The sequence below is a fragment of the Bacillus cereus group sp. MG9 genome, from assembly GCF_040459995.1.
In the GTDB taxonomy this organism is placed as follows: Bacteria; Bacillota; Bacilli; order Bacillales; family Bacillaceae_G; genus Bacillus_A; species Bacillus_A mycoides.
This window is the reverse complement of record NZ_JARVHC010000001.1, coordinates 4,835,898-4,860,497: the sequence shown is the minus strand read 5'-3', so window position 1 is coordinate 4,860,497 and position 24,600 is coordinate 4,835,898. Positions and strand designations below refer to the sequence as shown.

The following is a 24,600-nucleotide window of genomic DNA, read 5'->3' as shown; positions in this document are numbered from 1 at the left end:
GCTTTATAAAGTCTTGGAGAGAGAACCGTGAGTAATCGGAGAGGACAATGATGAACGAAGATAAGATAACGATAATTATGCTAGCAGTATTAACGATAGCGTTAGTATTTGTTGGGGTTTCATCCAAATTCAATAGCCTCATTGTGGACGCTATCGCCGTACTATTTTTGTTGATAGCTACTGCAGTAGGCGCAGCGGTTGTAACAGAACGTAGATTGCGCAAAAAGAATGGGAAGTAGCAGTTTTTTGTACGAGCGGGAGGGGACGCAAGATTGACGATATTTTTGAATTCGTAAGGAGATATGTGATTAAACCTATAATTAGATTCGTAAGTTACCTTATAATTGATATCATAATAGAGTGCGTAATAGAAGGTGTAATAAGCGGTATAAGGAAATTACGTGATAAGATTCGTGACAAGTGGAAAAATTGGCGTTAATAGATTGTCATGACTAGGCTAGATGAGTGTCAATAACGTTTTTAATGAAAAAAAACTGATTAAAGTTTTAATTTACTATCTTACAAAAGTGTAATGTTCATGTCATGTTTTTGAATTTCTTCTTTAAAGCTTAGGCCTTAAGATAACAATATAAGAAAAACATATGAGGTGAAGGAATTGAAAAGATATATTGCACTTTTTAGTATTTTAGTCGTATTTGCAAGCCTATTAGTTGGCTGTGATTTAAACCGTATGGGTAAAGATGAGTATTACGTTCAAATTACAGTAGATGGAAAAGAATATAATGGTAAAGCTGATAATGGTCAGCCGTATAAAGATTACGAATATAAGCTAACTGGTTTTGATAAAGACGGTAAAGAGAAAGAATTAGAATTCATAGCGCAAAAAAATCTTCGTAAAGAAGCATTCCTACGCGTATACCACTCAGATAAAAAAGGTGTATCTGCTTGGGAAGAAGTGAAGAAGGACGAGCTTCCTGCAAAAGTGAAAGAAAAATTAGGTGTGAAATAAGTAGTGAAGAAAAGGAATTGACGATCATGGTCAATTCCTTTTTTCGTTCTCAAAATCCTCTTCTGAAATGACTTTAAATCCATGTCGGCGGAATAAAGCTGTTGTTACCCCGTAACCTGTTTGTTTATTGCCGTTAAATTCCCCTGTGTAAATAGTAGAACTACCACAAGATGGACTGCGTTCTTTTAAAATTATATATTCTGGGTTTAAATCTTTTATTTGTTCTAATGCTTTATAAGCACCACGCACGAAAGCTTCCGTGACATCTTGTCCTTCTTTCGTCATTACTTTTGCTTTTCCATCTAAAACATCATCGCCATTACCGCCGATAATTTCAGCAGAAGGGCGTGGTGTTGGTAAACCGCCTAATACTTCGGGACAAACAAGGATGGTATCTTCCCTCTGTAATAACTCTTCTATTTGTGAAACAAGATTATCGTTACCGTCATAACGACAAGCAATACCACCTAAACAAGCGCTAATTACGATCATATTTTCATCTCCAATAAAAAATATTAAATATCACGCCAATTTCTCTTCCTGACTCTTACCTATAGATGAGGTGATAGAAATGGGAAGCTTATATAACTTAATGAAACCATATAGTGAATTTCGAAGTAAAGAAGAGTTTAATACATATCAAAAGCAAGTTTTTAAATGTTATCAGTTTCAACTGAATAAGACGGATTCTACCGTCATTCATTTTTTAGGAAAGTATGCGGTTAATGAGAAGAACAAAACAGTTGGTGTTGCTTGTCCGTTAATGGAGACAATTGCGACGAATATTGGAAAGAGTATTCGGACGGTACGTCGCTCGATTGCGAAGCTAGAGGAGCTTGGAATTATAAAACGTGTTGCGACAAAAGAAAGATATAAGCGCGGGGGATATAGTGCAAACTTATATGTATTTCTTAAATCTGCAATTGACCGCATGGATGACCGTATGAAAATGTCCGAATGTGAAAGTGATGATCGTACAGATGGCTGTAGTGGAAACGAGCAAAAACGAGCGGGAGAAACAATTCTTTCTAAAAACATTCCACAAATAAAAGAGAAAAGAAAAGTAACGTACGAGCTTGATGAAACGTATTGTCGTCACGATATACCGAAGCCTTTTATATACGCACTGGTGTCGATGACGAGTAATCCGAAGAAGATTAATATATTTTGGAGTAAGGTGGAACTTGCTTATAAAAAGAGCGGATTACTAGAGCAAGGTGCTTTATTAGAGGGAATATTAGCTGATGAAGAAGTGCGTGGGAATTTAATTTGGAGGGTGAAAAGTGTTGTGAGAGCGTATAAGTACGGAGAAATTCGTAAAGATGTTGGAGCACTATTGTATAGTACGATGCGAGATTTATTTTTAGAAATTGGATTAGAGTGGGGAGCGGCATTAAGGAGAAGTAAGGGAATACCGTTATTCGATCCATTTAAAAAAGAGCCATGCGTATAATACATGACTCCAAGTAGCTAATCGAACTTTCTTACAACTGGAACACGAATTGCTACAAATAGTACAAAGACGATAACAGCGATTGCACCGCTTTTCATAACCGTTACAATTGGAATGCCTATCCCAAGTGTAAGCGATGTAAATGCGTAAGAGAGCGGAATGAATCCCATCGATGAAAGCATGAGTAAGCTCATAACGCGTCCCATCATCTCTTCTTTTACTGTTGATTGAATCATTGCCATAAGTGGAACGATAGCCATCGCAATTGTAATACCGTAAAACATTCCAGCTAATAACGCTTGCCAAAGTACGGTGCTAAAGTTGATGGCTAGGAAGAATACACCAGACAGTAGCATCATGATAATACAAAATAGACCACGTCTGCGGTTAATGTTTTTTAATCCGACAATGACAGCGCCTATCGCCATCCCGCCGCCAACAGACGCTTCTAAGTAACTAAACTGAAGTGAATCACCGTGCAGAACGTTTTTGACGAAGAGCGGGAAGCCTACTTGCATTGGGCCGATTAAAAATAAATTTAAAAAGGCGCTACATATAAGGAAAGTTGAAAGAAATGGTGATTCTTTTACATATGAAATTCCCTCTTTAATAGAAGTAAACATGCCTTTATCTGTTTCATTTTTTTCGGGTACTGTAAATTGTATTTTTTGAACGAGTATCGCAGCGATAATGAGTAGCAGGATTGTAATTGAAAAGATTGTTTCATAGTTCGTAAATTTAATGAGAATACCGCCAAGTACAGGTCCTAAAATGACAGATGCTTGGTTTGTCATTTGAGTAAGTGAATTTGCTTGTGTTAAACGGTTTTTTTCTACAAGTTCAGGCAGAATAGATCCATCTGCTGACCAGAAGAAAGCGTCAGCAAGTCCGAAGAACAAAGCAAACAAAGCAAATGTATATAGTGTTACATCACCGACGATGAACCAGGTGAGAATGGTTGCGACAAGAATAGCGCGAATAATATTAGAGTAAAACATAATATTTTTTTTCGGGAATTTATCAGCTAATGCTCCGCCGATAATCATAAAGATGAGTCTTGGAACACTAAGAGCCACGAAAACAATACCGAGTGAAGCCTCAAGGTTTAATGTTTTTGCTATGTACCATGTTTGTGAAAAAGTAAAAAAGGCTAAAGCAAAACTTGAAAAGAGAGTAGCTGCCCAAAGAAAAAGGAAGTTCGTATTTTTTAATAACGGTTTTCCGCTTCCTTCTAAAGCAGATTTATTTTGTTGTAGTTCCTCCATATTGCTTCCTTTCTATGTACCAAATTTAGACTGAAAAACCTATTAACAATCGTTTTATCCCGCTATTTGCGGGCAGTAAAACTCCCACCTCAAAATTGGGCTAGGGCAAAGAAGTTAGGCGGGAGACCAACTGCCCGTAAACCCCCACTGAGTATAGTTTCACTTTATACAGTTTCTAATATTTCTATACTGCACTTTCTCATTGTAGACAATAATAATGAATTTGCACAGTGGCTATTTAACGACAAAAAAGAAGATACCAAAGGGTATCTTCTTTTTGTCATTCACGCTAAAGCGATATAAATATCCACTTGTACGTTATTTGGATCTACTGCATTTTCGTCATAAAGCTCAAAGTCTGTTGTAAAAGCACGTTTGTTTTCTTTCGACCATTGCCAAATATATTCCCAAGTTTCACAAATGACTTCAGACACAGGACCTTTTCTCGTTGTAAATACCGCATACGTTGCGGCAGGTATTGTTAAGGCTGTCATATTTTCAGGAACGTCTTCTAATGAAGAAACAGGCATGCCAATAGTAAATTGATATGTACCAGTTTCATCTGATTCGTAGTTTGAGTAGAAAGCGAATGTTTCTTTTGTTTGTTGATTTGGGATGTGATGCATGATTTGTTCTTGGAAGTATTGGTTCCAAAGTTGTGGGATTTTTCCTTCAGTAGATGCCTCTTTTTTATTTGTCGTCGTAATAGAAACGCCGATTGCTTGGAAAGCTTCTTTCTTAATGATAATAGGTTCTTTCATTATAAAATTTCCCTCCATTGAATGAAACGTACGTTCTGTTTTATTGTAACATATTTTAGGAGTATGTGGTATTTTTTTCTAAGGTACATAGCTGTGAAGAAAGAGAGGTAATTTGGATTAGGGATCTTTATAACAAAAGAACTCCTTTCATGTAAAAGGAGCTCTTTTCATTTCTATATTAAAACATGCTTGAGCTATGCATTGGTTGAAGTTTTGCGTTTGGATCGAAGTAAGCTTTGGCATTGTTTACTGCTGTCGGTGCTTCACCAAAGCCGCAAGCAATGAGTTTTACTTTTCCTTCATATGTACAAATGTCACCAGCAGCGTAAATGCCAGGAATATTTGTTTCCATTTTTGAGTTCACGAGGATGCTGTTTTTTTGAATATCTAAGCCCCAATTTTTAATTGGACCAAGTGAAGAAACGAAGCCGTAGTTTACGATTACGTCATCAACATCGATGATAATTTTTTCTTCTGTTTTTACGTGCTGAAGAACAACTTGTTCAATAGTATCATCACCGATAAGTTCAACTGGAACGTAAGGTGTGCTTACTTCTGCACGGGAATTCATTAAGCTTTCTACGCTATGTTCATGTGCACGGAATTTATCGCGGCGATGAGCAATTGTAACTTTGTCCGCAAGCGGTTCTAACATCATTGTCCAATCTACTGCTGAGTCACCACCGCCGAATACAACGACGCGTTTTCCAGCAAATTTATTCATATCATCAACGAAATAATGTAAGTTTTTCTTTTCATATTTTGCTGTGCCTTCTAATTCTAAGCGGCGTGGTTGGAAAGCACCATTACCAGCAGTAATAATGACAGATTTAGAGTAGTGAGTTTGTTTATTTGTAACAAGCTTAAATATACCGTCAGCTTGTTTTTCAAGCGTATCAACAGCTTCTTCTAAGCAAACGGTTGGATCGAACTTTTTCATTTGTTCTTTTAAGTTATCAACTAACTCTTGTGCGCGCACTTTTGAGAATCCAGCTACATCATAAATATATTTTTCGGGATATAGTGCGGATAATTGCCCTCCAAGTTGAGGTAAGCTTTCAATAATTTTTACACTTGCTTGTCTCATTCCGCCATAAAATGCGGTGAATAGTCCTGTTGGGCCACCACCAATAATCGTTATGTCGTAAACTTTTTGATTTTCTGTCATTTTCATTCCCCCTATAGATGATGGAATTTTAATATTGATTTCATATATTGTTCATATGTACATGAAAATCCTGCAAATGATGACACTTTCAAATAAATGATAGCATATTTCAGTTAATAATACTTCTGGAAACGACTGAATAATAAGTAAGTTTGCGCATAGATGTTTTAGAATTGTATAAAATATAGCGAAAGGAAAATACATGAAAAAAAGGCTAAAAAACCCTTGAAAACGCTATGTTATTTTAAAATATTGATAATTCTCTAGGTGCTTGAATTATGGAATGAAACCGACTAATATAGGGAAGTATTATGTTAAATTTCTATGACAAATTTCGTACGATTTTTTGACTGCGTTTTGTTATGATATAGAATGTGATGAATTCCACATTCTTGACAAATAGAGTTTTTAGTACTTGGTATTATTTTTTATTACTATTATATAAAGAAAAGGGTTGTGATTTAGTGAAGACTCCAAAAATCGTAGTTTTAGGTGCAGGTTATGGCGGGATGATTACGACTGTTCGTCTGCAAAAAACATTATCTGTAAGTGAAGCTGAAATTACGTTAGTAAACAACAACAGCTATCACTACCAAGCAACTTGGTTACATGAGAGTGCAGCTGGTACATTACAAGATGATAAAATCTGTCTAGATATTCAAGACGTTATCGATACAAATAAAGTGAACTTTGTACAAGATACAGTAGTAGAGATTAAAGCTGCTGAAAAACGTATTATCTTAAAAGATGGTGAATTAGAGTATGATTACTTAGTAATCGGTCTTGGTTTCGAATCAGAAACGTTCGGAATTAAAGGATTAAAAGAGCATGCATTCTCAATCACTAACATTAATGCAACTCGTCAAATTCGTGAGCATATGGAAGAAAAATTCGCTCAATATGCGACTGAAAAACGTGATGAGTTAGTAACAATCGTTGTTGGTGGCGCTGGATTTACTGGTATCGAGTACGTAGGTGAGCTGGCAAATCGTATTCCTGAACTTTGCAAAGAGTACGATGTTCCACGTGAAAAAGCACGTATCATCTGTGTAGAAGCTGCTCCAACAGCACTTCCTGGTTTCGATCCAGCATTAGTAGAGTACGCTGTAAAACAACTTGAGAAAAAAGGTGTAGAATTCCGCATCGGTACAGCAATTAAGGAAGCAACTGAAGAAGGTATTATCGTTGCCAACGGTGATGATGCTGAACTTCTTAAATCTGAAACTGTAGTTTGGGCTGCAGGTGTTCGTGGTAATGGTATTGTGGAAGAGTCTGGATTTGAAGCAATGCGCGGACGTATTAAAGTGGATGAGTACATGCACGCTCCAGGTCATGAAGATGTATTCATGGTTGGTGATGCAGCGTTAATCATCAACGAAGAGATTAACCGTCCATACCCACCAACAGCACAGATTGCAATTCAAGAAGGTTATAATATTGCACACAATTTAACTGTGTTAGTTCGCGACAAAGGTGAAATGAAAAAGTTCGCATTTGATAATAAAGGATCTGTATGTTCATTAGGTCATGACGATGCAATGGGCGTTGTTATGGGTAAAAAGTTAACAGGTTGGAAAGCTTCATTCATGAAGAAAGTAATCGACAACCGTTACTTATTCTTACTAGGCGGACCTTTATTAGTTCTTAAAAAAGGTAAATTGAAGTTCTTTTAATATATAGTAGAAAAAGCAGAAACGGCTATGAGCTGTTTCTGCTTTTTTCGTATTGAAAATATAGTATAATATATAAAAAAGAAAGAATATTCTGTTCGTTTTGATGGAGGAGGTTACATCATGGGGAAGCGAGGGAAAGTGTGGTTAGCTGTCAGTGGCTTAGTAGCTACAGAAGATGGGAGATGGCTATTCGTTAAGAAAAAATACGGTGGATTGAAAGGGCAATGGTCTTTACCTGCTGGTTTTGTTAATGAAGGCGAGACTGTTGATGAAGCTGTGAAACGTGAAATTTTGGAAGAGACAGGCATTGTTGCTCATGTAAAGGGGATTATTGGTATTCGCTCAGGTGTTATTCATAATGAAATTAGTGATAATATGATTATTTTTCTTCTAGAGCCAGAGGGAGAAGACGTTATCGTACAGGAGAAAGAATTGTCGGAAGTAGCTTTTTTACATCCGGAAAATATTGCAGATGATCAAAATACTTCTGTACTCATCAAATATTTATTAGAAGGAAGAGCAGAGTCGCATTTTGAAATGGACAAAACATTAAATCCAGGAGAGCAATTTGGTTATACGGCTTATCATGTGTTTACGGCGTATGCGAAGGAGAGGGAGAAGAAGTGAGTATACCGGTACTACTTATTTCAATGATGTTGTTCTTTATTTTATTTTTTGGAATTGGATTTTTACTCAACATGATTTTGCGAGCTACGTGGGTAATGGTTATTGTATATCCGATTATTTGTATGCTTATTATTAATAAAGCGAGTGTATGGGACTATTTTTCAAAGCCAAAAGAAACATTTTCTTCATTTGGGACAAGTGTATCGCATTTAGGACACGCAGATGTGTTTATTCTATCTACTGGATTAGTAGGTGCTGCTTTAGCAGGAATTATAATTAAAAAACTTCGGAAAAGTGGATATCAAATGTTTTAATCTCCAATCAATTTGGAGATTATTTTTTTGCATATTCCTTCATCGTATAGGGAATGATTAACGATGAAGGAGTGTGGAATATAAAAATGTTAAAACGATATTGTATTCGCATTATGATGACTTGTTTACTTGCATTCGCATTATGCGTAACATGGCAGGCTTTCACAGGAGTTTCTTTATTAGAGATTATAAAATCATATGAAGGAACAAGTGTAAAAGAAGTACATGCAGCAGAAATTGAGAAAAAAGTTGCTCCGAGTAAAGAAGTGATAAATGCTTTAGAGCAGGCAAATGACTGGTCTAAATATCGTGTTATAGAAATGACTGCAACTGGTTATACATCAGGTATAGAGTCGACTGGAAAGAGGCCGGGGCATCCAGAGTATGGCATTACATATTCAGGTGTTAAAGCAAAAAGGGATTTATATTCCACAATCGCTGCCGATTTACGCGTATTCCCGCTTGGGACAATTCTATTCGTGCCAGGTTACGGATATGGTGTTGTAGCTGATAAGGGCGGTGCTATAAAAGGAAATCGTCTCGATTTATATTATGATACGGTGAAAGATGTTTATAGCCAATGGGGTAAGAAAAAAGTAAATGTGTATATAGTGAAAATAGGAAATGGCAAGTTTTCGGAAGAAGAGTTAACGATGTTAAATCAAGACGAAACGATGCAAGTGTTTCGTGGACAATATTTAAAACAAAGATAGTCTAGTGGTAATAACGCTAGACTTTTTTCTTGTCTTATTTCACCATAGAAGATATTGGAGATAGCATCTTTATCCTGCTATTTGCGGCCGGTAAAACCCCCACCTCAAAATTCAGCTGGAGCAAAGAAGGTAGGTGGGAGCCCTGCTACCCGTAAACGCCCGATTGGTGCGGGCTGATTATAGTTTCACTTTATATGAAATAACAGAATTTAGAATTGTCGCATTTTATCGAAAATAAAGTTATAATGGACGTAGAGAAATTTAGGGGGTCTGAACATGTTTCAAGTACAAAAAGAATTAGTAAGTCATGAAGCGGTAATTGTTGCCTTATTTGAAGAAGATAAAACGAGTAGCTTTGTACAAGAACTGGATAAAGCGTTTGAAGGACAATTACAAGTTTTATTAGAAGAAAAAGAACTTTCAACTAAGAAGAAAGCCATTTCAAAAGTACATAGCTTAGGAAAAACAAATGTTAAACGTTATTATTTTGTTGGTTTAGGTAAGAAAGAGTCATATACAACGGAAACGTTACGTGCTGCTCTTGGTAAGGCGTTTAAAGCGTTACAAGCAGCAAAAGTACAAGATGCAGCAATCTTACTTGATTCTTTCGTGACAGATAAATTAGATGCGATTGATGTAGCTCATATTGCGGCAGAAGTACAAGGTCTTGGTACATATGAATTACAAACGTATAAATCAGATAAAAAGGATCGTGTAGAATTAGAGAAGTTTACGGCTATTACAGCAGAAGATGCACAAGAAATTGAAGCAGCATTAACGGTAGGATACGTACATGGACGTGCAACGAATTCAGCTCGTACGCTTGTAAATATGCCGCCAAACGTATTAACAGCGACAAAGCTTGCTGAGTATGCAGTTGAATTAGCAGAAAAATACGATATGGATTATAAGGTTCTTGAGAAAGAAGAGATGGAAGAGCTTGGTATGGGTGCATTACTTGCAGTAAACCAAGGATCTACTGAACCGCCAAAAATGATCGCTCTTATTTATAAAGGAAAAGAAGAGTGGAAAGATGTAATTGGATTTGTTGGAAAAGGGATTACATATGATACAGGCGGTTATTCTTTAAAACCACGTGAAGGCATGGTTGGTATGAAAGGTGATATGGGCGGAGCTGCAGCTGTTCTTGGCGCGATGGAGATCATCGGTGAACTTCGCCCAGAGCAAAATGTAATTGCTGTTATTCCATCAACTGACAACGTTGTAAGTGGTACAGCATTTAAGCCAGATGATGTTATTACATCTATGAGCGGAAAAACAATTGAAGTATTAAATACAGATGCAGAAGGTCGCCTAGCGTTAGCTGACGGTATTACGTATGCGAAGAAACTTGGCGCAAATTACTTAGTTGATGTTGCAACATTAACAGGCGGTGTAATTGTTGCACTTGGAAATCATACAACAGGCGCGATGACAAATAATGAAGAATTGTTTGAACAAGTGTTAGAGGCTTCTATGGAAACGGATGAGCCAATTTGGCAATTGCCGATTTTTGAACGTGATAAAGAACGTGTCAAAAACAGTAAATTTGCTGATTTAAATAACTCACCAGGCCGTGAAGGACATGCGGTTATGGCTGGGGCATTCCTTGGTGAATTTGCAGAAGAAACACCATGGGTACACTTAGACATCGCTGGAACATCTGAAACATCAGGAGCACATGATTTAGGACCATCTGGAGCAACAGGTGCAATGGTGCGTACACTTGCAACACTTGTTGAGCGTTTCGGAGAAGAATAATTTTTGAAGAAAAGGCTGTCTCAAATTTTTGGGATAGCCTTTTCTTATTGATATGGTATGACTATTGTCAGTTTTTGTCGGTAAGTCGATATATTTGGAGTTACGGTTAATATAATTTCATTTACTATTTTACCGTTCCAAAAAGTGCTACATAGTGAAAGATTCGTCCTATAAAGAAATCGTATATAACGTCCCACCTAAAGCGAATGAAGTACGCCCTGTTTCCTCAGAGACAACTAATATAAGTGCATCAATTTTCTCGGATAAGCCAATTGCAGCCCTGTGACGTGTTCCTAGCTCAGGATTGATTTCTGTGCTTTTTGTTAATGGAAGAATATTAGCTGCTGAGAGAATATGATTGTTTTTAATGAGAACGGCTCCGTCATGAAGAGGGTTCCCTGGATAAAAAATCGATTCAAGTAGTGGCGCGGTTAAGTGTGCGTTTAATGTCGTTCCAGTTTGAATGAAAGAATCAAGAGCTTCACTTCGTTCCACGATAATAAGAGCACCGTGTTTTCGAGCGCTTAAATGTTGGACAGCTGTAGTGATGAAATGTGAACTTTCCGTATAAGGTGATAAATATGCTTGAATATAATATGTAGCTGCTAACGTCTGTACATTTGTTAACATATGATGAATATCTTCCATTTTACATAAAATACATTCATCTTCTTTATCGATTGCATGCTTCATGTTTGATAATTCTTTTTCAGCAATTTCAATCATCTGCTTTGTTTTTATTTTGAGCTCTTCTGACAAGCCCCATTCTTGCATAATCCTCATTCCCTTTGGTGGAGTATTTAACCATAGTGTATACAAATATTTATAGTAAAATCCTGTTAGATTTTAAAAAATATTGAGATGCAGGTTGTTTTTTTCATATAATGAAGGTACGACAGGCGAGAGGAGATGGAAGTATGAATTGGAAACAAGAATTTAGTCGCTGGCTTTCATATGCAGAATTAGACGCAGAATTAAAAGAACAGCTAGAAAACATGAAGCAAGATGAGAAGAAAATCGAGGATAGCTTTTATAAAAATCTAGAGTTCGGCACAGGTGGTATGCGTGGTGAACTTGGTGCTGGTACGAACCGTTTAAATGTATATACAGTTCGTAAAGCAACAAAAGGATTAGCTAAGTTTATTGAAAAATTAGGTGAAGAAGCGAAAAAACGCGGTGTTGTTGTCGCGTATGATTCTCGTCATAAATCACCTGAATTCGCAATGGAAGTAGCTGCTACTCTTGGTGCACAAGGCATTACAACATATGTATTTGAAAGCTTACGTCCAACACCAGTGCTTTCTTTCGCAGTTCGTCATTTACATACAGCAAGTGGAATCGTTCTTACGGCAAGCCATAATCCGCCCGAATATAACGGTTATAAAGTATATGGTGAAGATGGTGGCCAGTTGCCTCCAAAGGAAGCTGATGAGTTAATTAGCTACGTAAATGCAGTAGAGAATGAATTAACAGTTGAAGTTGCTGATGTTGAACAATTAAAAGCTGACGGTTTATTACATATAATTGGACAAGAAGTAGATGATGCGTATGCAGCAGAATTGAACAATGTCATTATTAATAAAGAGATGGTGAAAGAAGTAGGAAAAGATTTAAAAATCGTCTTTACACCATTGCATGGAACATCAAATATTTCGGTACGCCGTGGTTTAGAAGAAGTTGGATTTACAGATGTAACTGTTGTAAAAGAGCAAGAGTTACCAGATCCAAACTTCTCTACAGTAAAATCACCAAACCCAGAAGAGCATGCAGCGTTTGAGTATGCAATTCGCGACGGTGAAAAAGTAGGCGCAGACGTGTTAATCGCAACAGATCCTGATGCAGACCGTCTAGGTGTAGCAGTTCGCAATCACGATGGTGAGTTCCAAGTATTAACTGGTAACCAAACAGGTGCGTTAATGCTTGATTACTTATTATCACAAAAGAAGGAAAATGGAACGCTTCCAGAAAACGGTGTTGTTTTAAAAACAATCGTAACGTCTGAAATTGGCCGTACAATCGCAAAAGCATACGGTTTAGATACAGTTGATACGTTAACTGGATTTAAATTTATCGGCGAAAAAATTAAACAGTATGAAGAAAGCGGACAATATGAATTCCAATTCGGTTATGAGGAAAGCTACGGTTATTTAATCCGTCCATTCTGCCGTGATAAAGATGCGGTGCAATCAGTTCTATTTGCATGTGAAGTAGCTGCATACTACAAATTACAAGGTAAAACGTTATACGATGGTCTGCTAGAAGTATTTAAGAAGTATGGGTTCTTCCGTGAGGACCTTGTATCGTTAACGTTAAAAGGAAAAGATGGTGCCGAACAGATTCAAAAGATGATGGCAACATTCCGTGAGAATCCTCCGAAAGAAGTAGCTGGTTTAACAGTCGTTGCAGTTGAGGATTATAAAGAAAGCATCATTACAACGTTACAAGATGGAAATAAGGAAGAGATTCACTTACCGAAATCAAATGTGTTAAAATATCAATTAGAAGATGGTTCTTGGTTCTGCTTACGTCCATCTGGAACAGAGCCGAAAATTAAATTCTACTTTGGTGTACAAGATGATTCCTTACAAAATAGTGAACAAAAGTTACTTACTATTAAAGAAGATATTATGAATCGTTTATAATAGAATAGAGTGCTACTGATAGGAAAAGAGGAGAACGGAGAACGGCCTCCTCTTTTCTTGTAGTTTTGTTTGATGTAGAGGATTATTACGAGCGAGTGTTATAAATTTACACTTTACTAAGAGAATTAGAATGAAAAGCGAGGGTATTTGTCATGAAAAAAGTGAGAAAAGCAATTATCCCGGCAGCGGGATTAGGAACACGCTTTTTACCAGCAACGAAAGCAATGCCAAAAGAAATGCTTCCAATTGTAGATAAACCAACAATTCAATACATCGTAGAAGAAGCAGTAAAATCAGGCATCGAAGATATTATTATCGTTACTGGTAAAGGAAAGCGCTCTATCGAAGATCATTTTGATAACGCATTTGAATTAGAGCAAAACTTATTAGAGAAGAAAAAGTATGAGTTACTTGAAAAAGTACAAGCTTCTTCTAAAATGGTAGATATCCATTACATTCGACAAAAAGAACCAAAAGGATTAGGACATGCTGTTTGGTGCGCACGTAAATTCATTGGTGATGAGCCGTTTGCAGTATTATTAGGCGATGATATCGTTCAAGCTGAAAAACCATGTTTACGTCAATTAATGGACGAGTATGACAAAACACTTTCTTCTGTTATTGGTGTACAAACTGTTCCTGAAGCAGAAACACATCGCTACGGAATTATTGATCCGTTAGAGCAAGAGGGACGTCGTTATCAAGTTCGTAAATTTGTTGAAAAACCAGCGCAAGGTACTGCGCCTTCAAACTTAGCGATTATGGGACGTTACATTTTAACTCCTGAAATCTTTATGTTCTTGGAACAGCAACAAGTTGGAGCGGGTGGCGAAATTCAGTTAACGGATGCAATTCAAAGCTTAAATGAAATTCAACGTGTATTTGCATATGATTTTGAAGGAAAGCGTTATGACGTTGGTGAAAAATTAGGATTCGTTCAAACGACAATTGAAATGGCATTGCAGCACCCAGAATTACGTGATGATATGCTAGTAATGATGAAGAAAGTTTTAGACGAGCAAATGAAGCAAGAGTCTTAATATAATAAACAAGGAGCTGTTCCTATAGGAACAGCTCCTTGTTTATTATGAAATCGTCGAATGAGAATGCTGATAAGCGGAACGACGTACAGCATAGTATATGCGAGGTGCGATAATAGCGCCGATAATTGTAAACGCAATATCCTTTACTGCGAACCACATCATAATCATCCAGGCAGCTTTATAACTCATATTACCACCCATGAAAATATTGACTGCCCCGTACATATAAGTAGTACCGATAATATACGTTAAAATGATTCCGACGAAAGAAGAAATTGTAAAGGTGCTGAATGTTGGTCGTTCTTTTTGTTCTACTAGTTTTCCTGATACGTAAGCAACGATAATAAATGCGATAATAAAACCACCAGTAGGATCTAAAAGTGCTCCAAATCCAGCTTTGAAGTTAGCGAAGATTGGCGCACCTGCTACTCCAACAAGCATGTAAACAGTCATTGATAATGCCCCAAGTCTACTCCCAAGAAGAAGACCTGCTAAAATTGCGAAAAATGGTTGCATAGATAATGGAATGCCCGCTATTTGTAAGAATGGTGCCCACGATACAATATTTGCACCAATAGCCATAAGAGCGACGAACATGGCAGCTAATGCTAAATCTAAAACATGAAGCTTCTTCATAATGTTAACCTCCAGTTGTGTTTAGGTTAACATTATCGTAGCGAAAATATTTACTTGTTGTCAATCAAAATATTTTGATAAGAAGGCTTTAAATAGTCTCTAAGCAATGTGTATGGAATACGAAACTGCGGAATTCCGCTTGAATAAGGAGCAATTTCATATAAAGAGAAATAAATTACAAGATTATCCGGTTCTAAAAAGTAGTGAAACTTTTTAGTGCTCGTTACCTTTTCGACTGCATCAGGAAAATAAATGCTTTCATTTTGTTTAATTTGTCTTACAATCTCTGTGCGAATTATTTCTTTATATTTATCCTCTTGTTGAAATAAATCGTCTAAGTGTAATAATTTTTTTTCGTTTAAATCAAATGTATTTGCCTTCCACGTATACAGTCCATGCGCTCCGCCTGTATATTGATAGTAATTCACATATAGGCTGAGGAAAGGTGGTTTGTTTAAAGCTACTTTATAGTCAACATTTGCAACGTATGGATGAAAAGGTGTGCTAGATCCTTCTGTTTCTTCATAATATTTCTTCGCTTCTTTTTCTAAGTTACTTTTAAATTTAGTAGTAGAGTTTTTGTAATAGGAATTCAGCTTATTTTGAAATTTTGAATCAGAAAAGTTGTGAAAGGAAGGCCTATTAATTTGATATTCTATATAAGGTTTCTTACCTTTTTGCGTTACAGTCTTAACATTGATTGTCAGGTTGGATGCTTTGGCTGCTATTGCACAATTTGGTACAATAGTCAGCAAGGAGAACATAAGCAATAGTATACAAAATTTCTGTTTCATTTAAGTGAAACCTCCTTATATAAGTGTTATAGGTAGTTTGAAATTAAACAGGTAAAATTATACATTTGATCTAAAGTGAGAGAGGTTGAAAACGATATGTCAAAAACTTTAATGGATTCGCTTGGAATTGAGTTGTTAGAAATGACAGAGGATAAAGTAGTTGCTACAATGCCTGTTGATGAACGCACGCATCAGCCGTTTGGATTTTTACATGGCGGTGCATCTGTTGCATTAGCAGAAACTGTGGCAAGTGTTGGTTCATACAATTTAATTGATCAAGAAAAATGTATTTGTTTCGGATTAGAAATTAATGCAAATCATATTCGCTCAAAGCAAGATGGAATTGTAACAGCAATTGGAACACCGATACATAGAGGACAATCGACAATGGTTTGGGATATTCGCATCATTGATGAAAATGATGAGTTACTATGTATATCAAGATGTACAGTAGCAATTAAAGAAAAACGTGAAAAGTAAAAAGAGGCGGCTCAATAGAGCGCCTCTTTTTTATAATTAGAACTGGATTTTTTTCTCTAAGAAACCTTTTAGTTCGCTAATTGGCATACGAACTTGTTCCATTGTGTCACGGTCACGTACTGTAACAGCTTTGTCTTCAACAGAGTCGAAGTCGTATGTGATACAGAATGGAGTACCGATTTCGTCTTGACGACGGTAACGTTTACCGATAGAACCAGTTTCATCAAAGTCTACCATGAAGTCTTTAGCTAGTTCTGCGAATACTTCAGTAGCACCTTCAGATAGCTTTTTAGATAATGGTAAGATAGCTGCTTTATATGGTGCTAAAGCAGGGTGGAAACGAAGAACTGTACGAGAATCGTTTTCTAATTGCTCTTCTTCATATGCATCACATAAGAATGCTAATGTTACACGGTCTGCACCTAGAGATGGCTCGATGCAGTAAGGCACGTAACGCTCATTCGTTTGTGGATCGATATAGTTAAAGTCTTCGTTAGAGTGTTCCATATGACGTTTTAAATCGAAGTCTGTACGAGATGCAACGCCCCATAGTTCGCCCCAACCGAATGGGAATCTGAATTCAATATCAGTTGTTGCGTTACTGTAGTGAGATAATTCGTCTTCACCGTGGTCACGAAGACGCATGCTTTCTTCAGTCATACCAAGTGAAAGTAACCAGTTTTTACAAGTTTCACGCCAGAATGCGAACCACTCTAAATCTTCACCAGGCTTACAGAAGAATTCAAGTTCCATTTGTTCGAATTCACGTGTACGGAATGTGAAGTTACCAGGTGTGATTTCGTTACGGAAACTTTTACCGATTTGGCCGATACCAAATGGAAGTTTCTTACGCATAGAGCGTTGTACGTTTTTAAAGTTTACGAAAATACCTTGTGCTGTTTCAGGACGAAGGAAGATTTCGTTTGTGCTAGACTCTGTAACACCTTGGAATGTTTTGAACATTAAGTTGAACTGACGGATTTCCGTGAATTCTTGGCTACCGCAATCTGGGCATTTTACTTCATGTTCTTTCATTAAGTCAGCCATTTGGTCGAAAGTAAGACCGTCAACGACCATTTCGATACCTTTTGCGTCTAATGCATCTTCAATTAATTTGTCAGCACGGTGACGAGCTTTACATTTTTTACAGTCGATCATTGGATCATTAAAGTTACCAACGTGACCAGAAGCGATCCAAGTTTTTGGGTTCATTAAAATAGCAGCATCTAAACCAACGTTGTGTGGAGATTCTTGAATGAATTTTTTCCACCAAGCTTTTTTGACGTTATTTTTTAATTCGATTCCAAGTGGACCGTAATCCCATGTGTTTGCAAGACCACCGTAAATTTCAGAACCAGGGAAAACGAAACCGCGATGTTTCGCTAAGTTTACAACTTGTTCCATTGAATACATAATAAAATCCTCCTTTTGAAAGTTAACGTATTTGCGATGACGTGATGGGTACTTTGGAAACGAGCAATATATGCTTTAAAAAACATAAAAAAACGCTCATCCCAAGGCTTAATCGCCTAGGGACGAGCGTTTGCCCGCGGTTCCACCCTAGTTGATACACAAAATGTGCATCCACTTTATCACGTATTGCTCGAGACTGCCGTTTCCTCGCAGCTTCAGGCTTTCACTATCCCTGAATCGCTTTTTATGCAAGTACTTATAAGTCCGTCATCGCTACTTATATTAATAATAATGAACATATTTTAACACGTTCTTTTTTAAATCTCAATAGAGGAACGTGCCCATCTAGGATAGAGTTTCGCCTATTTTTTCGTTATTTATTCCGTAATTTTCTTTAATGTGCTTAATTGCTTCGCGTTTACTTAATGGAGCGAGTTCGTTGTTTTGAACGTATTCCCATACTACATCTGGTTTTGTTTTTGCATATTCGCGAAGGACCCAGCCAATTGCTTTTTGAATGAAAAATTCTTTTGAGGAATGTAGTTGACCGATAATCCAGAAAAGGAGTTCTTCATCCATTTTTTGTTTATATTTCAGCTGGAATAAAATAGCGGCACGTTGTAACCATATGTTTTCTGATGCAATCCACTTTGGAATATATGCGGAAATTAATTCTGGATGTTTTAAAAAGATAGCACCTAAAAATGTAGGGACGATGCTATCAACAGAATCCCACCAAGATTTTGTGACAATAAGTTCTTCTAGAAATGGGATATGAGTTTCGTTTATGTGTTTTTTATATTTTTGCATGATATCAAGTGCGGCAGCTTGAAATTCACGTTCTGGTAGGTCCCAAAGTTCACGCACGATAATCTGGAAGTCCTTTTTATCTGGGAGAGTATGTATTTGAATTACGTCTTTCAATAACTGTCTTCTCTCAGGAGTTTGAATACCGAGAAACGGGAAGTGATTTTTCATATAACGTGCCATCGGTTCTGCTTTTTCGGGATTTTGATGAGCTGTAAAATGCTCTTGTAATGCCTTTACAAATGGATGCATAGGTATGTACTCCTCTCTTATTATCTTTCTTCTCTTATTATACAAAGAGTTTGGGTGAACTACCCACCACTTAGTATCTCTTACGAGCTTACCCCTAAGTGGGGGCTTCTCGGTTCATCGCTACTTTTGATAGCTAACGAATTTGTCTTAGGACAGCCGAGCTAACTCCCTTGTTCCAAAGGTTATTTTGTTACTATTTATGCCAACGCTAATAACCGTATGGCTTCCTTTTTGATATTGATAGCTGCGTTATAGTCACGACTGATTGTTAGTCCACACGAACACTTATACGTGCGTTCAGATAGTGACATTTCTTTTTTGTTTCCACAACGACTACACATCTTTGTAGAAGGAAACCACTTATCTATTTTCACAAGCTGTTTTCCTTGTTCTTGTAGCTTATATGCTAAAAATGTCGTGAACATCCTCCAACCGTTATCCGCTACACTCTTACCAAAGCGAAGTGCTCGTGACATTCCTTTCATATGTAAGTCTTCGATTGCTACAACGTCAAAATGAGTAGCCAATTCTTTAGACTTATGATGAAGGAAATTTTTACGTTGATTTGCGACCTTTTCATGCAACTTCGCTACACAGATCCGTTGTTTATTCCAACGCGCTGAATCTTTCATACGTCTTGCTAATACTCGTTGCGCTTTTGCTAATCGATCCAGCATCTGACGATAAAAGCGAGGATAATTGGCTTTCTCATCTTCGCTACTCACGTACAATTCAGCCATTGCGAAGTCTAATCCAACTACACTTTCTACTTCTTTTTGCACAATCTCTTTTTCATATTCAGTCAAGATCGATACAAAGTATTTACCAGTAGGTGTCATCGAAATCGTGCATGACTTGATGGTGTGGTTTTGCGGTATCTCTCTATGTTGCTTTAATCGCACTACTTTCAGTTTCGGTAATTTGATATAACCATGAAATAACATAATATTCCCGTTTACTCGATTCGTTGTATAGGATTTTCTACTCTTTCTACTTTTGAATGTAGGAAAATCACTTTGACCACTAAAAAAATTCTTATAAGCAGTTTGCAAGTTTAATTGAGCGTTGGCCAGTGCTAATGAATCAACTTCTTTCAACCATTCATACTCTACTTTGTATTTCGCAGGAGTAGGGAATTTTTGTTTCTTCAGTTCTTCCTTATTCTCTTTGTATGTTTCGTATACTTCTTTCCGCTCAGCCAGCATTTTATTATACACCAAGCGTACACATCCGAACGTTTTACGTATCAGATGTGCTTGTTCTTCTGTTGGATACAGACGAAATTTGTACGCCTTATTATGCTTTGTCATATCAGTTCATCTCACTTTCCCATAAACATTTCTACTTTATCTATGGTGGTGATAACACAACATGAACACTACATGATTATCTCATTTCATTGTCATACCAAACGTTACCTCTTATAAGGCTGATTATAGCAGAGGCGAAATAAATTCTAAACCGAAATTCATCTCCCACCTACCGTTGGATTATTGTCCTTCACACACTTGAGGAAGGAGACTTCTTTCGGATAACGCGTTAAATTTTAAAACATAACTTGCAATGTAATGAAATATGTTGAGAAGAGAGAGGAGAGGATAAGATGGAGGATCAAGGCGTACTAGCAGGTTTCTTTGCTCTTAGTTTTGCGTTTATTCTTGTTATAATAATTTGGGCAATTATTTCGTATTTGTTAACGGCTTTTGCACTTTATACGATGGCGAAAAATGATGGTGCAACTGATGGTGTTCTTGCTTTTATTCCGTTTATAAATAGTAAGATATGGGGTGATTTAGCGAAAGATAAATTACCAGATTTCTTGAAAGAAGAAGCAGGGTGGAAAGTATTTGGCATATATGTTGGATGCTTCATCTTTAATTTCGTACCAATTCTATATATATTAGCAACAGCTGTATCACTTGTACTGTCTATTTATCTTATCTATGCTATTTTGGATAGATACGGAACGAATTCCATACTATTTACGATCATTCATACAATCACGTTTTCGGTTTTCTTGCCGATTCATTTGTTCATTATTCGGAATGAGCCGGTGAGGTATAACGAGTAGGCGTATCAAAGTTGCCCTGCGGTCGATATATTTGGTTCTATAATAATTCGGATATGCTGAAAAAAGAACGAAAGCGCCCTGCTGAGCAGGGCGCTTTTTTCTACTACATAAGATAGCGTAAGTAAATGTAAATATGAGAAATGATTAATGAAACGATCATAATTGGGAAGCCGACTTTAAGGAATTCCATGTAGCTGAATTTATGTCCTTCACGACTTGCGATTCCGGCTACGATTACGTTAGCAGAAGCTCCGATTAATGTTCCGTTTCCACCTAAGCAAGCCCCTAATGCTAATGCCCACCATAGTACGTCGATTTGTGCGTCAGAAGGTGATAAACCTAGCCCAACTGCCATATCGTTAATAAGTGGAATCATTGTTGCAACGAATGGAATGTTATCGATTGTTGCAGAGGCGATACCAGATACCCATAGAACAAGGATAGATGCCTGAGAAATATCTCCGCCTGTTATTCCAATTACTTTTTGAGCTAACATTTTGATAAGCCCGATATCAATAAGTCCTCCAACGAGTACGAATAGTCCCGCGAAGAAGAAGATTGTTACCCACTCTACACTTGCGAATACCTCTTCAATTTCATGCTCTTTCACACCGATTAGCATAAGTACAGTAGCGCCAGTTAAGGCGATGATAGCTGCATCAATATGGAAAATGGAATGAGTCATGAAACCTAAAATAGTAAGGCCAAGTACTGTTAAAGATTTCTTCATTAATACTGGGTCTTTAATGTATTGTTTTTCATCTAAGCTCATTAATTTTTTAATTTGTACAGGATCAGCAATTAATTGCTTACGGTACATGAAGTAAAGAATTGTTGCCGTAACAGCAATAATGATGATCACGATAGGTGCTAAGTTGAATAAGAAAGCATTGAAATCTAAATGCTTATTTGCAGAACCAATCATAATATTTGGCGGATCACCAATTAATGTTGCTGTTCCTCCGATATTTGAAAAAATAATTTCAGAAAGTAAATATGGAACAGGATTTACTTGCAAGATGCGCGTAATAGATAAAGTAACTGGAACAACAAGAAGTACTGTTGTAACGTTATCTAAAAATGCGGAACCGAGCGCGGTAAGTAAGGAAAGTGAAATTAAAATTTTAATTGGATTTCCTTGTGCTCCTTTTGCGGCTTTAATGGCAACGTATTGGAAGACACCTGACTTACTTGTAATGTTTACGAGTATCATCATACCGATGAGTAATGTAATTGTTCCCCATTCAATATGTTTCGTAAAGGCATTGTGTAAGTCAACGACCCCTGCAATTACCATGAATGCTGCACCAAGAAGTGCGATGACAGCACGGTTAATTTTTTCAGAAATAATAATGGCATATGTAATTAAAAAGACTGCGATAGCGAAATAATACTGCCAGTTTGCGAGTTCTTGCGTTGTTTCGTGCAAAACTCTCATCTCCTTTCATTCACTTTTCTTAGTGTGTCAAAAAATTAACTAGATGAAACACACATAACGTCATTATAAAGTAGAAAAATGGCGGATGTAAATGAAAGGGTTTATTTTGTCATATTTTCTGCATAGGTCATTTTTTCTTATTTTTAAAAATATTTGTGGGCATCTGACATATATATAAGATACATCCAATCTGAATATTTAAAATCGAATCAGCATTCGAGCTTGTTCGTGTAGGAGTGTCAAATAGAAAGGAATGACAAATATGATAAGGAAGGGATCGTATGGATGAACAACGATTTTTATTTTTAGACTTTGAGTTTACGATGCCCCAGCATAGAAAAAAGCCAAAAGGTTTTTTCCCAGAAATTATTGAGGTCGGACTCGTTTCAGTTGTTGGTTGTAAGGTGGAAGATACGTATTCATCGCATATTAGACCGAAAACATTTCCGTCTTTAACGGATCGATGTAAAAAATTTTTAGGAATTAAACAGGAAGTAGTGGACAAAGGAATTTCTTTTCATGAACTTGTTGAGAAACTTGCAGAATATGAAAAGAGTGGTAAACCGACAATTGTAACGTGGGGAAATATGGATATGAAAGTCTTAAAGCATAACTGTGAAATGGCGGGAGTAGAATTTCCATTCTTTGGACAGTGTCGTGATTTATCGCTTGAGTATAAGAAGTTTTTTGGAGAGAGAAATCAAACAGGGCTGTGGAAAGCAATTGAGGCGTATGGAAAAGCAGGAACAGGAAAGCATCATTGTGCGCTTGATGATGCGATGACGACATATAATATTTTTAAGTTAGTAGAAAAAGATAAAGAGTATTTAGTCAAACCAGCACCTCCGACATTAGGCGAACTTGTTGATTTTTCGAAAGTGTTAAAGAAAGTGAGTACACAGTAACGACCAAATTGCAAAATATGTAATTTGGTCGTTTTGTTTTTTAAAGTTTGTAATCTTGCTTCAATTGCTGAAGTGTTTCTAGACTACGCCCCGCAAAAGGTGAATCATCTTCAGAAAATGAATTCATTTGAGTTTCTAATGCTAATTTTAGTGACTCTGTATAATCCGGAATTTCCCCTTCATATTTCTTCACCATTTGCTCTGGAATGTTCGTCTGTTCACGAAAAGCTAAAGCACGTCTTTCATGGAAGAATGGTACGTCAGCTTGTTTTACGTTATGTAAGTCACCTTGCACTGGATGTTTTAAAACAGCTAGTACTTTTACGACGTAACTGCCAGGACGGCTATTTGTAATTTCGCCGATGTATTTTCCAGTTTTATAAATACCAGTAACGATTTCACCAATTTCAAATGTTTCTCTCATATTTTTCACCTCAAGTTTATAGTAAGGAAAGTGCGCGAAGGAGTCAAAGAAATCATTCGCTTTCGGAACGCCCCCTTGAGAATATGAACTGGTTCAACTATAATTTAAAGATATATAACAGAAAATTCTGATGTTTTTTTGAATCCTATAATAAGGAGTGTTCGTTATGATGCCTTTATATTTCCCTGAAGATAAAACGGAGTATATTATTCCAGGTATTGTTTGCGTTCTATTTATCATCGGTGCGGTTGCTACGTGGCGTATGTTTATTCGTGTATCAAAACGAGAAGCAGAGCGATTACAGAAAGTAGAAGAAAAGCTTTTAGCTGAAAAGAAACGGTAATTCATTTTTGTATGTTTCCCTCTATGCTCGGACAATCTAAGGGCAGAAAGCATTTTGGAGGGAATTGAATGAAAAGACGGCTTTTTTTCAGTTGTTGTTTATTATTTCTAATGGCGGGTTGTGACCAAGGGAAGCCGAAAGAAATTGATGTGAAATTACATAATGCTTCAGGTGATGAAGTTGGGACTGCAAAAGTAGCTCAGCAAACAAGTGGAGTGAAAATTACGATTAAAGCGGAAGGTTTTACACCAGGACCACACGGTATACATGTACACGAAATCGGAGAATGTAAAGCGCCTAGTTTCGAATCATCTGGGAATCATTTTAATCCAGATAATAAAAAACATGGGCTCTTGAATCCGAAAGGTGCGGAAAATGGTGATTTACCGAATGTAGTGGCGGATGGTTCTGGAAAGATTAAAGCAGAAATCGATGCTCCGCATATAACGCTTGAAGAAGGAAAAACGACGATTCATAGAAAAGATGGAGCGTCTATTATTATTACAGAAAACGCTGATGATGGTATGACGCAACCAACTGGTAAATCTGGTGGCCGAATTGCTTGCGGTGTTATCGTGAAAAAAGCGTCGGATCTGAAGAAAAAATAGAAGCTACCGTGAATGATAGCTTTTGTTGTAAAACCGCAT

At 37.0% G+C, this 24,600-nt stretch carries 27 protein-coding genes; 15 read left to right on the top strand and 12 right to left on the bottom strand.

Features of this window, described 5'->3' with window-relative positions:
* Positions 1-47: 47 nt before the first annotated feature.
* Together QCI77_RS25100 and QCI77_RS25095 are read left to right on the top strand one after the other, a co-directional pair.
* Complete coding sequence (locus QCI77_RS25100) at positions 48-239, top strand: hypothetical protein (RefSeq protein ID WP_002166530.1); 192 nt, start codon at positions 48-50, stop codon at positions 237-239.
* A 377-nt stretch (positions 240-616) separates the two neighbouring features.
* Positions 617-970 (top strand): YxeA family protein, encoded by a 354-nt coding sequence (locus QCI77_RS25095; RefSeq protein ID WP_060749319.1) that lies wholly within the window; start codon positions 617-619, stop codon positions 968-970.
* Between the two features lie 30 nt (positions 971-1,000).
* Here the strand turns inward: QCI77_RS25095 and QCI77_RS25090 are convergent, their stop codons facing one another.
* Complete coding sequence (locus QCI77_RS25090; protein ID WP_044439145.1) at positions 1,001-1,462, bottom strand: 2-thiouracil desulfurase family protein; 462 nt, start codon at positions 1,460-1,462, stop codon at positions 1,001-1,003.
* Positions 1,463-1,541: 79 nt separating this feature from the next.
* Here QCI77_RS25090 and QCI77_RS25085 point away from each other — a divergent pair, with 79 nt between their 5' ends.
* Positions 1,542-2,423, top strand: coding sequence for a helix-turn-helix domain-containing protein (locus tag QCI77_RS25085; RefSeq protein ID WP_353825602.1), 882 nt, complete (start codon positions 1,542-1,544; stop codon positions 2,421-2,423).
* 17 nt (positions 2,424-2,440) lie between these two features.
* Here the strand turns inward: QCI77_RS25085 and QCI77_RS25080 are convergent, their stop codons facing one another.
* The 3 genes from QCI77_RS25080 to QCI77_RS25070 all read right to left on the bottom strand — a co-directional run bounded on the left by QCI77_RS25080 (position 2,441) and on the right by QCI77_RS25070 (position 5,617).
* Positions 2,441-3,688 carry an MFS transporter gene (locus QCI77_RS25080; protein WP_353825601.1) on the bottom strand — a complete coding sequence of 416 codons (1,248 nt, stop codon included), beginning with the start codon at positions 3,686-3,688 and terminating at the stop codon, positions 2,441-2,443.
* Positions 3,689-3,972: 284 nt separating this feature from the next.
* Positions 3,973-4,449 carry a GyrI-like domain-containing protein gene (locus QCI77_RS25075; RefSeq protein ID WP_353825600.1) on the bottom strand — a complete coding sequence of 159 codons (477 nt, stop codon included), beginning with the start codon at positions 4,447-4,449 and terminating at the stop codon, positions 3,973-3,975.
* Between the two features lie 178 nt (positions 4,450-4,627).
* Positions 4,628-5,617, bottom strand: a complete 990-nt coding sequence (locus tag QCI77_RS25070; protein WP_353825599.1) for an NAD(P)/FAD-dependent oxidoreductase — start codon at positions 5,615-5,617, stop codon at positions 4,628-4,630.
* Between the two features lie 464 nt (positions 5,618-6,081).
* On the opposite strand from QCI77_RS25070, the gene QCI77_RS25065 reads away from it, so the two are divergent.
* From QCI77_RS25065 to pepA, 5 genes are all read left to right on the top strand, one after another.
* Positions 6,082-7,290: an NAD(P)/FAD-dependent oxidoreductase gene (locus tag QCI77_RS25065; RefSeq protein WP_353825598.1), complete on the top strand. Its 1,209-nt coding sequence runs from the start codon at positions 6,082-6,084 to the stop codon at positions 7,288-7,290.
* 120 nt (positions 7,291-7,410) lie between these two features.
* Entirely contained in the window at positions 7,411-7,917 is a 507-nt protein-coding gene (locus QCI77_RS25060) for an NUDIX hydrolase (RefSeq protein ID WP_002015875.1), read from the top strand.
* Positions 7,914-8,231 (top strand): YuiB family protein, encoded by a 318-nt coding sequence (locus QCI77_RS25055; protein ID WP_002089308.1) that lies wholly within the window; start codon positions 7,914-7,916, stop codon positions 8,229-8,231. The genes QCI77_RS25060 and QCI77_RS25055 overlap by 4 nt, the downstream gene beginning before the upstream one ends.
* A gap of 86 nt (positions 8,232-8,317) precedes the next feature.
* Positions 8,318-8,944: a 3D domain-containing protein gene (locus tag QCI77_RS25050; RefSeq protein WP_002089307.1), complete on the top strand. Its 627-nt coding sequence runs from the start codon at positions 8,318-8,320 to the stop codon at positions 8,942-8,944.
* Positions 8,945-9,220: 276 nt separating this feature from the next.
* Complete coding sequence (gene pepA, locus QCI77_RS25045; protein WP_353825597.1) at positions 9,221-10,705, top strand: cytosol aminopeptidase; 1,485 nt, start codon at positions 9,221-9,223, stop codon at positions 10,703-10,705.
* A 168-nt stretch (positions 10,706-10,873) separates the two neighbouring features.
* Here the strand turns inward: pepA and cdaS are convergent, their stop codons facing one another.
* A complete protein-coding gene (gene cdaS / locus QCI77_RS25040; RefSeq protein ID WP_353825792.1) occupies positions 10,874-11,479 on the bottom strand; it encodes a sporulation-specific diadenylate cyclase CdaS in 606 nt (201 codons plus the stop codon).
* 143 nt (positions 11,480-11,622) lie between these two features.
* Here cdaS and QCI77_RS25035 point away from each other — a divergent pair, with 143 nt between their 5' ends.
* Positions 11,623-13,347 (top strand): phospho-sugar mutase, encoded by a 1,725-nt coding sequence (locus QCI77_RS25035; RefSeq protein ID WP_353825596.1) that lies wholly within the window; start codon positions 11,623-11,625, stop codon positions 13,345-13,347.
* A 152-nt stretch (positions 13,348-13,499) separates the two neighbouring features.
* Positions 13,500-14,387 (top strand): UTP--glucose-1-phosphate uridylyltransferase GalU, encoded by an 888-nt coding sequence (gene galU / locus QCI77_RS25030; RefSeq protein WP_002015869.1) that lies wholly within the window; start codon positions 13,500-13,502, stop codon positions 14,385-14,387.
* Positions 14,388-14,432: 45 nt separating this feature from the next.
* On the opposite strand, the gene QCI77_RS25025 is transcribed toward galU, so the two are convergent.
* Positions 14,433-15,026 carry a biotin transporter BioY gene (locus tag QCI77_RS25025; protein ID WP_353825595.1) on the bottom strand — a complete coding sequence of 198 codons (594 nt, stop codon included), beginning with the start codon at positions 15,024-15,026 and terminating at the stop codon, positions 14,433-14,435.
* Between the two features lie 50 nt (positions 15,027-15,076).
* A complete protein-coding gene (locus QCI77_RS25020) occupies positions 15,077-15,820 on the bottom strand; it encodes a DUF3298 and DUF4163 domain-containing protein (protein ID WP_353825594.1) in 744 nt (247 codons plus the stop codon).
* Positions 15,821-15,916: 96 nt separating this feature from the next.
* On the opposite strand from QCI77_RS25020, the gene QCI77_RS25015 reads away from it, so the two are divergent.
* Positions 15,917-16,300, top strand: coding sequence for a hotdog fold thioesterase (locus QCI77_RS25015; protein WP_002034550.1), 384 nt, complete (start codon positions 15,917-15,919; stop codon positions 16,298-16,300).
* A gap of 36 nt (positions 16,301-16,336) precedes the next feature.
* Here the strand turns inward: QCI77_RS25015 and QCI77_RS25010 are convergent, their stop codons facing one another.
* From QCI77_RS25010 to QCI77_RS25000, 3 genes are all read right to left on the bottom strand, one after another.
* Complete coding sequence (locus QCI77_RS25010; protein WP_002015863.1) at positions 16,337-17,713, bottom strand: glycine--tRNA ligase; 1,377 nt, start codon at positions 17,711-17,713, stop codon at positions 16,337-16,339.
* 345 nt (positions 17,714-18,058) lie between these two features.
* The gene (locus QCI77_RS25005) at positions 18,059-18,772 is read right to left on the bottom strand and encodes a DNA alkylation repair protein (RefSeq protein ID WP_353825593.1); all 714 of its coding nucleotides are present in this window, start codon (positions 18,770-18,772) and stop codon (positions 18,059-18,061) included.
* A gap of 197 nt (positions 18,773-18,969) precedes the next feature.
* A complete protein-coding gene (locus QCI77_RS25000) occupies positions 18,970-20,082 on the bottom strand; it encodes an RNA-guided endonuclease TnpB family protein (protein WP_483298984.1) in 1,113 nt (370 codons plus the stop codon).
* A gap of 293 nt (positions 20,083-20,375) precedes the next feature.
* Here QCI77_RS25000 and QCI77_RS24995 point away from each other — a divergent pair, with 293 nt between their 5' ends.
* Positions 20,376-20,843 (top strand): hypothetical protein, encoded by a 468-nt coding sequence (locus QCI77_RS24995; protein ID WP_002015861.1) that lies wholly within the window; start codon positions 20,376-20,378, stop codon positions 20,841-20,843.
* A 103-nt stretch (positions 20,844-20,946) separates the two neighbouring features.
* Here QCI77_RS24995 and QCI77_RS24990 read toward each other — a convergent pair whose 3' ends face one another.
* Positions 20,947-22,272, bottom strand: a complete 1,326-nt coding sequence (locus QCI77_RS24990) for an ArsB/NhaD family transporter (protein ID WP_002145115.1) — start codon at positions 22,270-22,272, stop codon at positions 20,947-20,949.
* A gap of 290 nt (positions 22,273-22,562) precedes the next feature.
* Between QCI77_RS24990 and kapD the strand changes: the two genes are divergently transcribed.
* Positions 22,563-23,186, top strand: a complete 624-nt coding sequence (gene kapD / locus QCI77_RS24985) for a 3'-5' exonuclease KapD (protein WP_002034559.1) — start codon at positions 22,563-22,565, stop codon at positions 23,184-23,186.
* A gap of 40 nt (positions 23,187-23,226) precedes the next feature.
* Here the strand turns inward: kapD and kapB are convergent, their stop codons facing one another.
* Positions 23,227-23,610 (bottom strand): kinase-associated lipoprotein KapB, encoded by a 384-nt coding sequence (gene kapB / locus QCI77_RS24980; protein ID WP_001209324.1) that lies wholly within the window; start codon positions 23,608-23,610, stop codon positions 23,227-23,229.
* Between the two features lie 166 nt (positions 23,611-23,776).
* Here kapB and QCI77_RS24975 point away from each other — a divergent pair, with 166 nt between their 5' ends.
* Positions 23,777-23,953 (top strand): hypothetical protein, encoded by a 177-nt coding sequence (locus QCI77_RS24975; protein WP_000982764.1) that lies wholly within the window; start codon positions 23,777-23,779, stop codon positions 23,951-23,953.
* A gap of 68 nt (positions 23,954-24,021) precedes the next feature.
* Positions 24,022-24,561 (top strand): superoxide dismutase family protein, encoded by a 540-nt coding sequence (locus tag QCI77_RS24970; RefSeq protein ID WP_002089287.1) that lies wholly within the window; start codon positions 24,022-24,024, stop codon positions 24,559-24,561.
* The last annotated feature ends 39 nt before the right edge of the window (positions 24,562-24,600 follow it).

Bases quoted from the DNA above. Each gene is read 5' to 3' on its own strand.
- QCI77_RS25100 (WP_002166530.1), top strand. From the start codon at position 48: ATGATGAACGAAGATAAGATAACGATAATTATGCTAGCAGTATTAACG.
- QCI77_RS25090 (WP_044439145.1), bottom strand. From the start codon at position 1,462: ATGATCGTAATTAGCGCTTGTTTAGGTGGTATTGCTTGTCGTTATGAC.
- QCI77_RS25085 (WP_353825602.1), top strand. From the start codon at position 1,542: ATGGGAAGCTTATATAACTTAATGAAACCATATAGTGAATTTCGAAGT.
- QCI77_RS25080 (WP_353825601.1), bottom strand. From the start codon at position 3,688: ATGGAGGAACTACAACAAAATAAATCTGCTTTAGAAGGAAGCGGAAAA.
- QCI77_RS25075 (WP_353825600.1), bottom strand. From the start codon at position 4,449: ATGAAAGAACCTATTATCATTAAGAAAGAAGCTTTCCAAGCAATCGGC.
- QCI77_RS25070 (WP_353825599.1), bottom strand. From the start codon at position 5,617: ATGACAGAAAATCAAAAAGTTTACGACATAACGATTATTGGTGGTGGC.
- QCI77_RS25060 (WP_002015875.1), top strand. From the start codon at position 7,411: ATGGGGAAGCGAGGGAAAGTGTGGTTAGCTGTCAGTGGCTTAGTAGCT.
- QCI77_RS25050 (WP_002089307.1), top strand. From the start codon at position 8,318: ATGTTAAAACGATATTGTATTCGCATTATGATGACTTGTTTACTTGCA.
- pepA (WP_353825597.1), top strand. From the start codon at position 9,221: ATGTTTCAAGTACAAAAAGAATTAGTAAGTCATGAAGCGGTAATTGTT.
- cdaS (WP_353825792.1), bottom strand. From the start codon at position 11,479: ATGCAAGAATGGGGCTTGTCAGAAGAGCTCAAAATAAAAACAAAGCAG.
- QCI77_RS25035 (WP_353825596.1), top strand. From the start codon at position 11,623: ATGAATTGGAAACAAGAATTTAGTCGCTGGCTTTCATATGCAGAATTA.
- galU (WP_002015869.1), top strand. From the start codon at position 13,500: ATGAAAAAAGTGAGAAAAGCAATTATCCCGGCAGCGGGATTAGGAACA.
- QCI77_RS25025 (WP_353825595.1), bottom strand. From the start codon at position 15,026: ATGAAGAAGCTTCATGTTTTAGATTTAGCATTAGCTGCCATGTTCGTC.
- QCI77_RS25020 (WP_353825594.1), bottom strand. From the start codon at position 15,820: ATGAAACAGAAATTTTGTATACTATTGCTTATGTTCTCCTTGCTGACT.
- QCI77_RS25015 (WP_002034550.1), top strand. From the start codon at position 15,917: ATGTCAAAAACTTTAATGGATTCGCTTGGAATTGAGTTGTTAGAAATG.
- QCI77_RS25010 (WP_002015863.1), bottom strand. From the start codon at position 17,713: ATGTATTCAATGGAACAAGTTGTAAACTTAGCGAAACATCGCGGTTTC.
- QCI77_RS25005 (WP_353825593.1), bottom strand. From the start codon at position 18,772: ATGCATCCATTTGTAAAGGCATTACAAGAGCATTTTACAGCTCATCAA.
- QCI77_RS25000 (WP_483298984.1), bottom strand. From the start codon at position 20,082: ATGACAAAGCATAATAAGGCGTACAAATTTCGTCTGTATCCAACAGAA.
- QCI77_RS24995 (WP_002015861.1), top strand. From the start codon at position 20,376: ATGGAGGATCAAGGCGTACTAGCAGGTTTCTTTGCTCTTAGTTTTGCG.
- kapD (WP_002034559.1), top strand. From the start codon at position 22,563: ATGGATGAACAACGATTTTTATTTTTAGACTTTGAGTTTACGATGCCC.
- kapB (WP_001209324.1), bottom strand. From the start codon at position 23,610: ATGAGAGAAACATTTGAAATTGGTGAAATCGTTACTGGTATTTATAAA.
- QCI77_RS24975 (WP_000982764.1), top strand. From the start codon at position 23,777: ATGATGCCTTTATATTTCCCTGAAGATAAAACGGAGTATATTATTCCA.
- QCI77_RS24970 (WP_002089287.1), top strand. From the start codon at position 24,022: ATGAAAAGACGGCTTTTTTTCAGTTGTTGTTTATTATTTCTAATGGCG.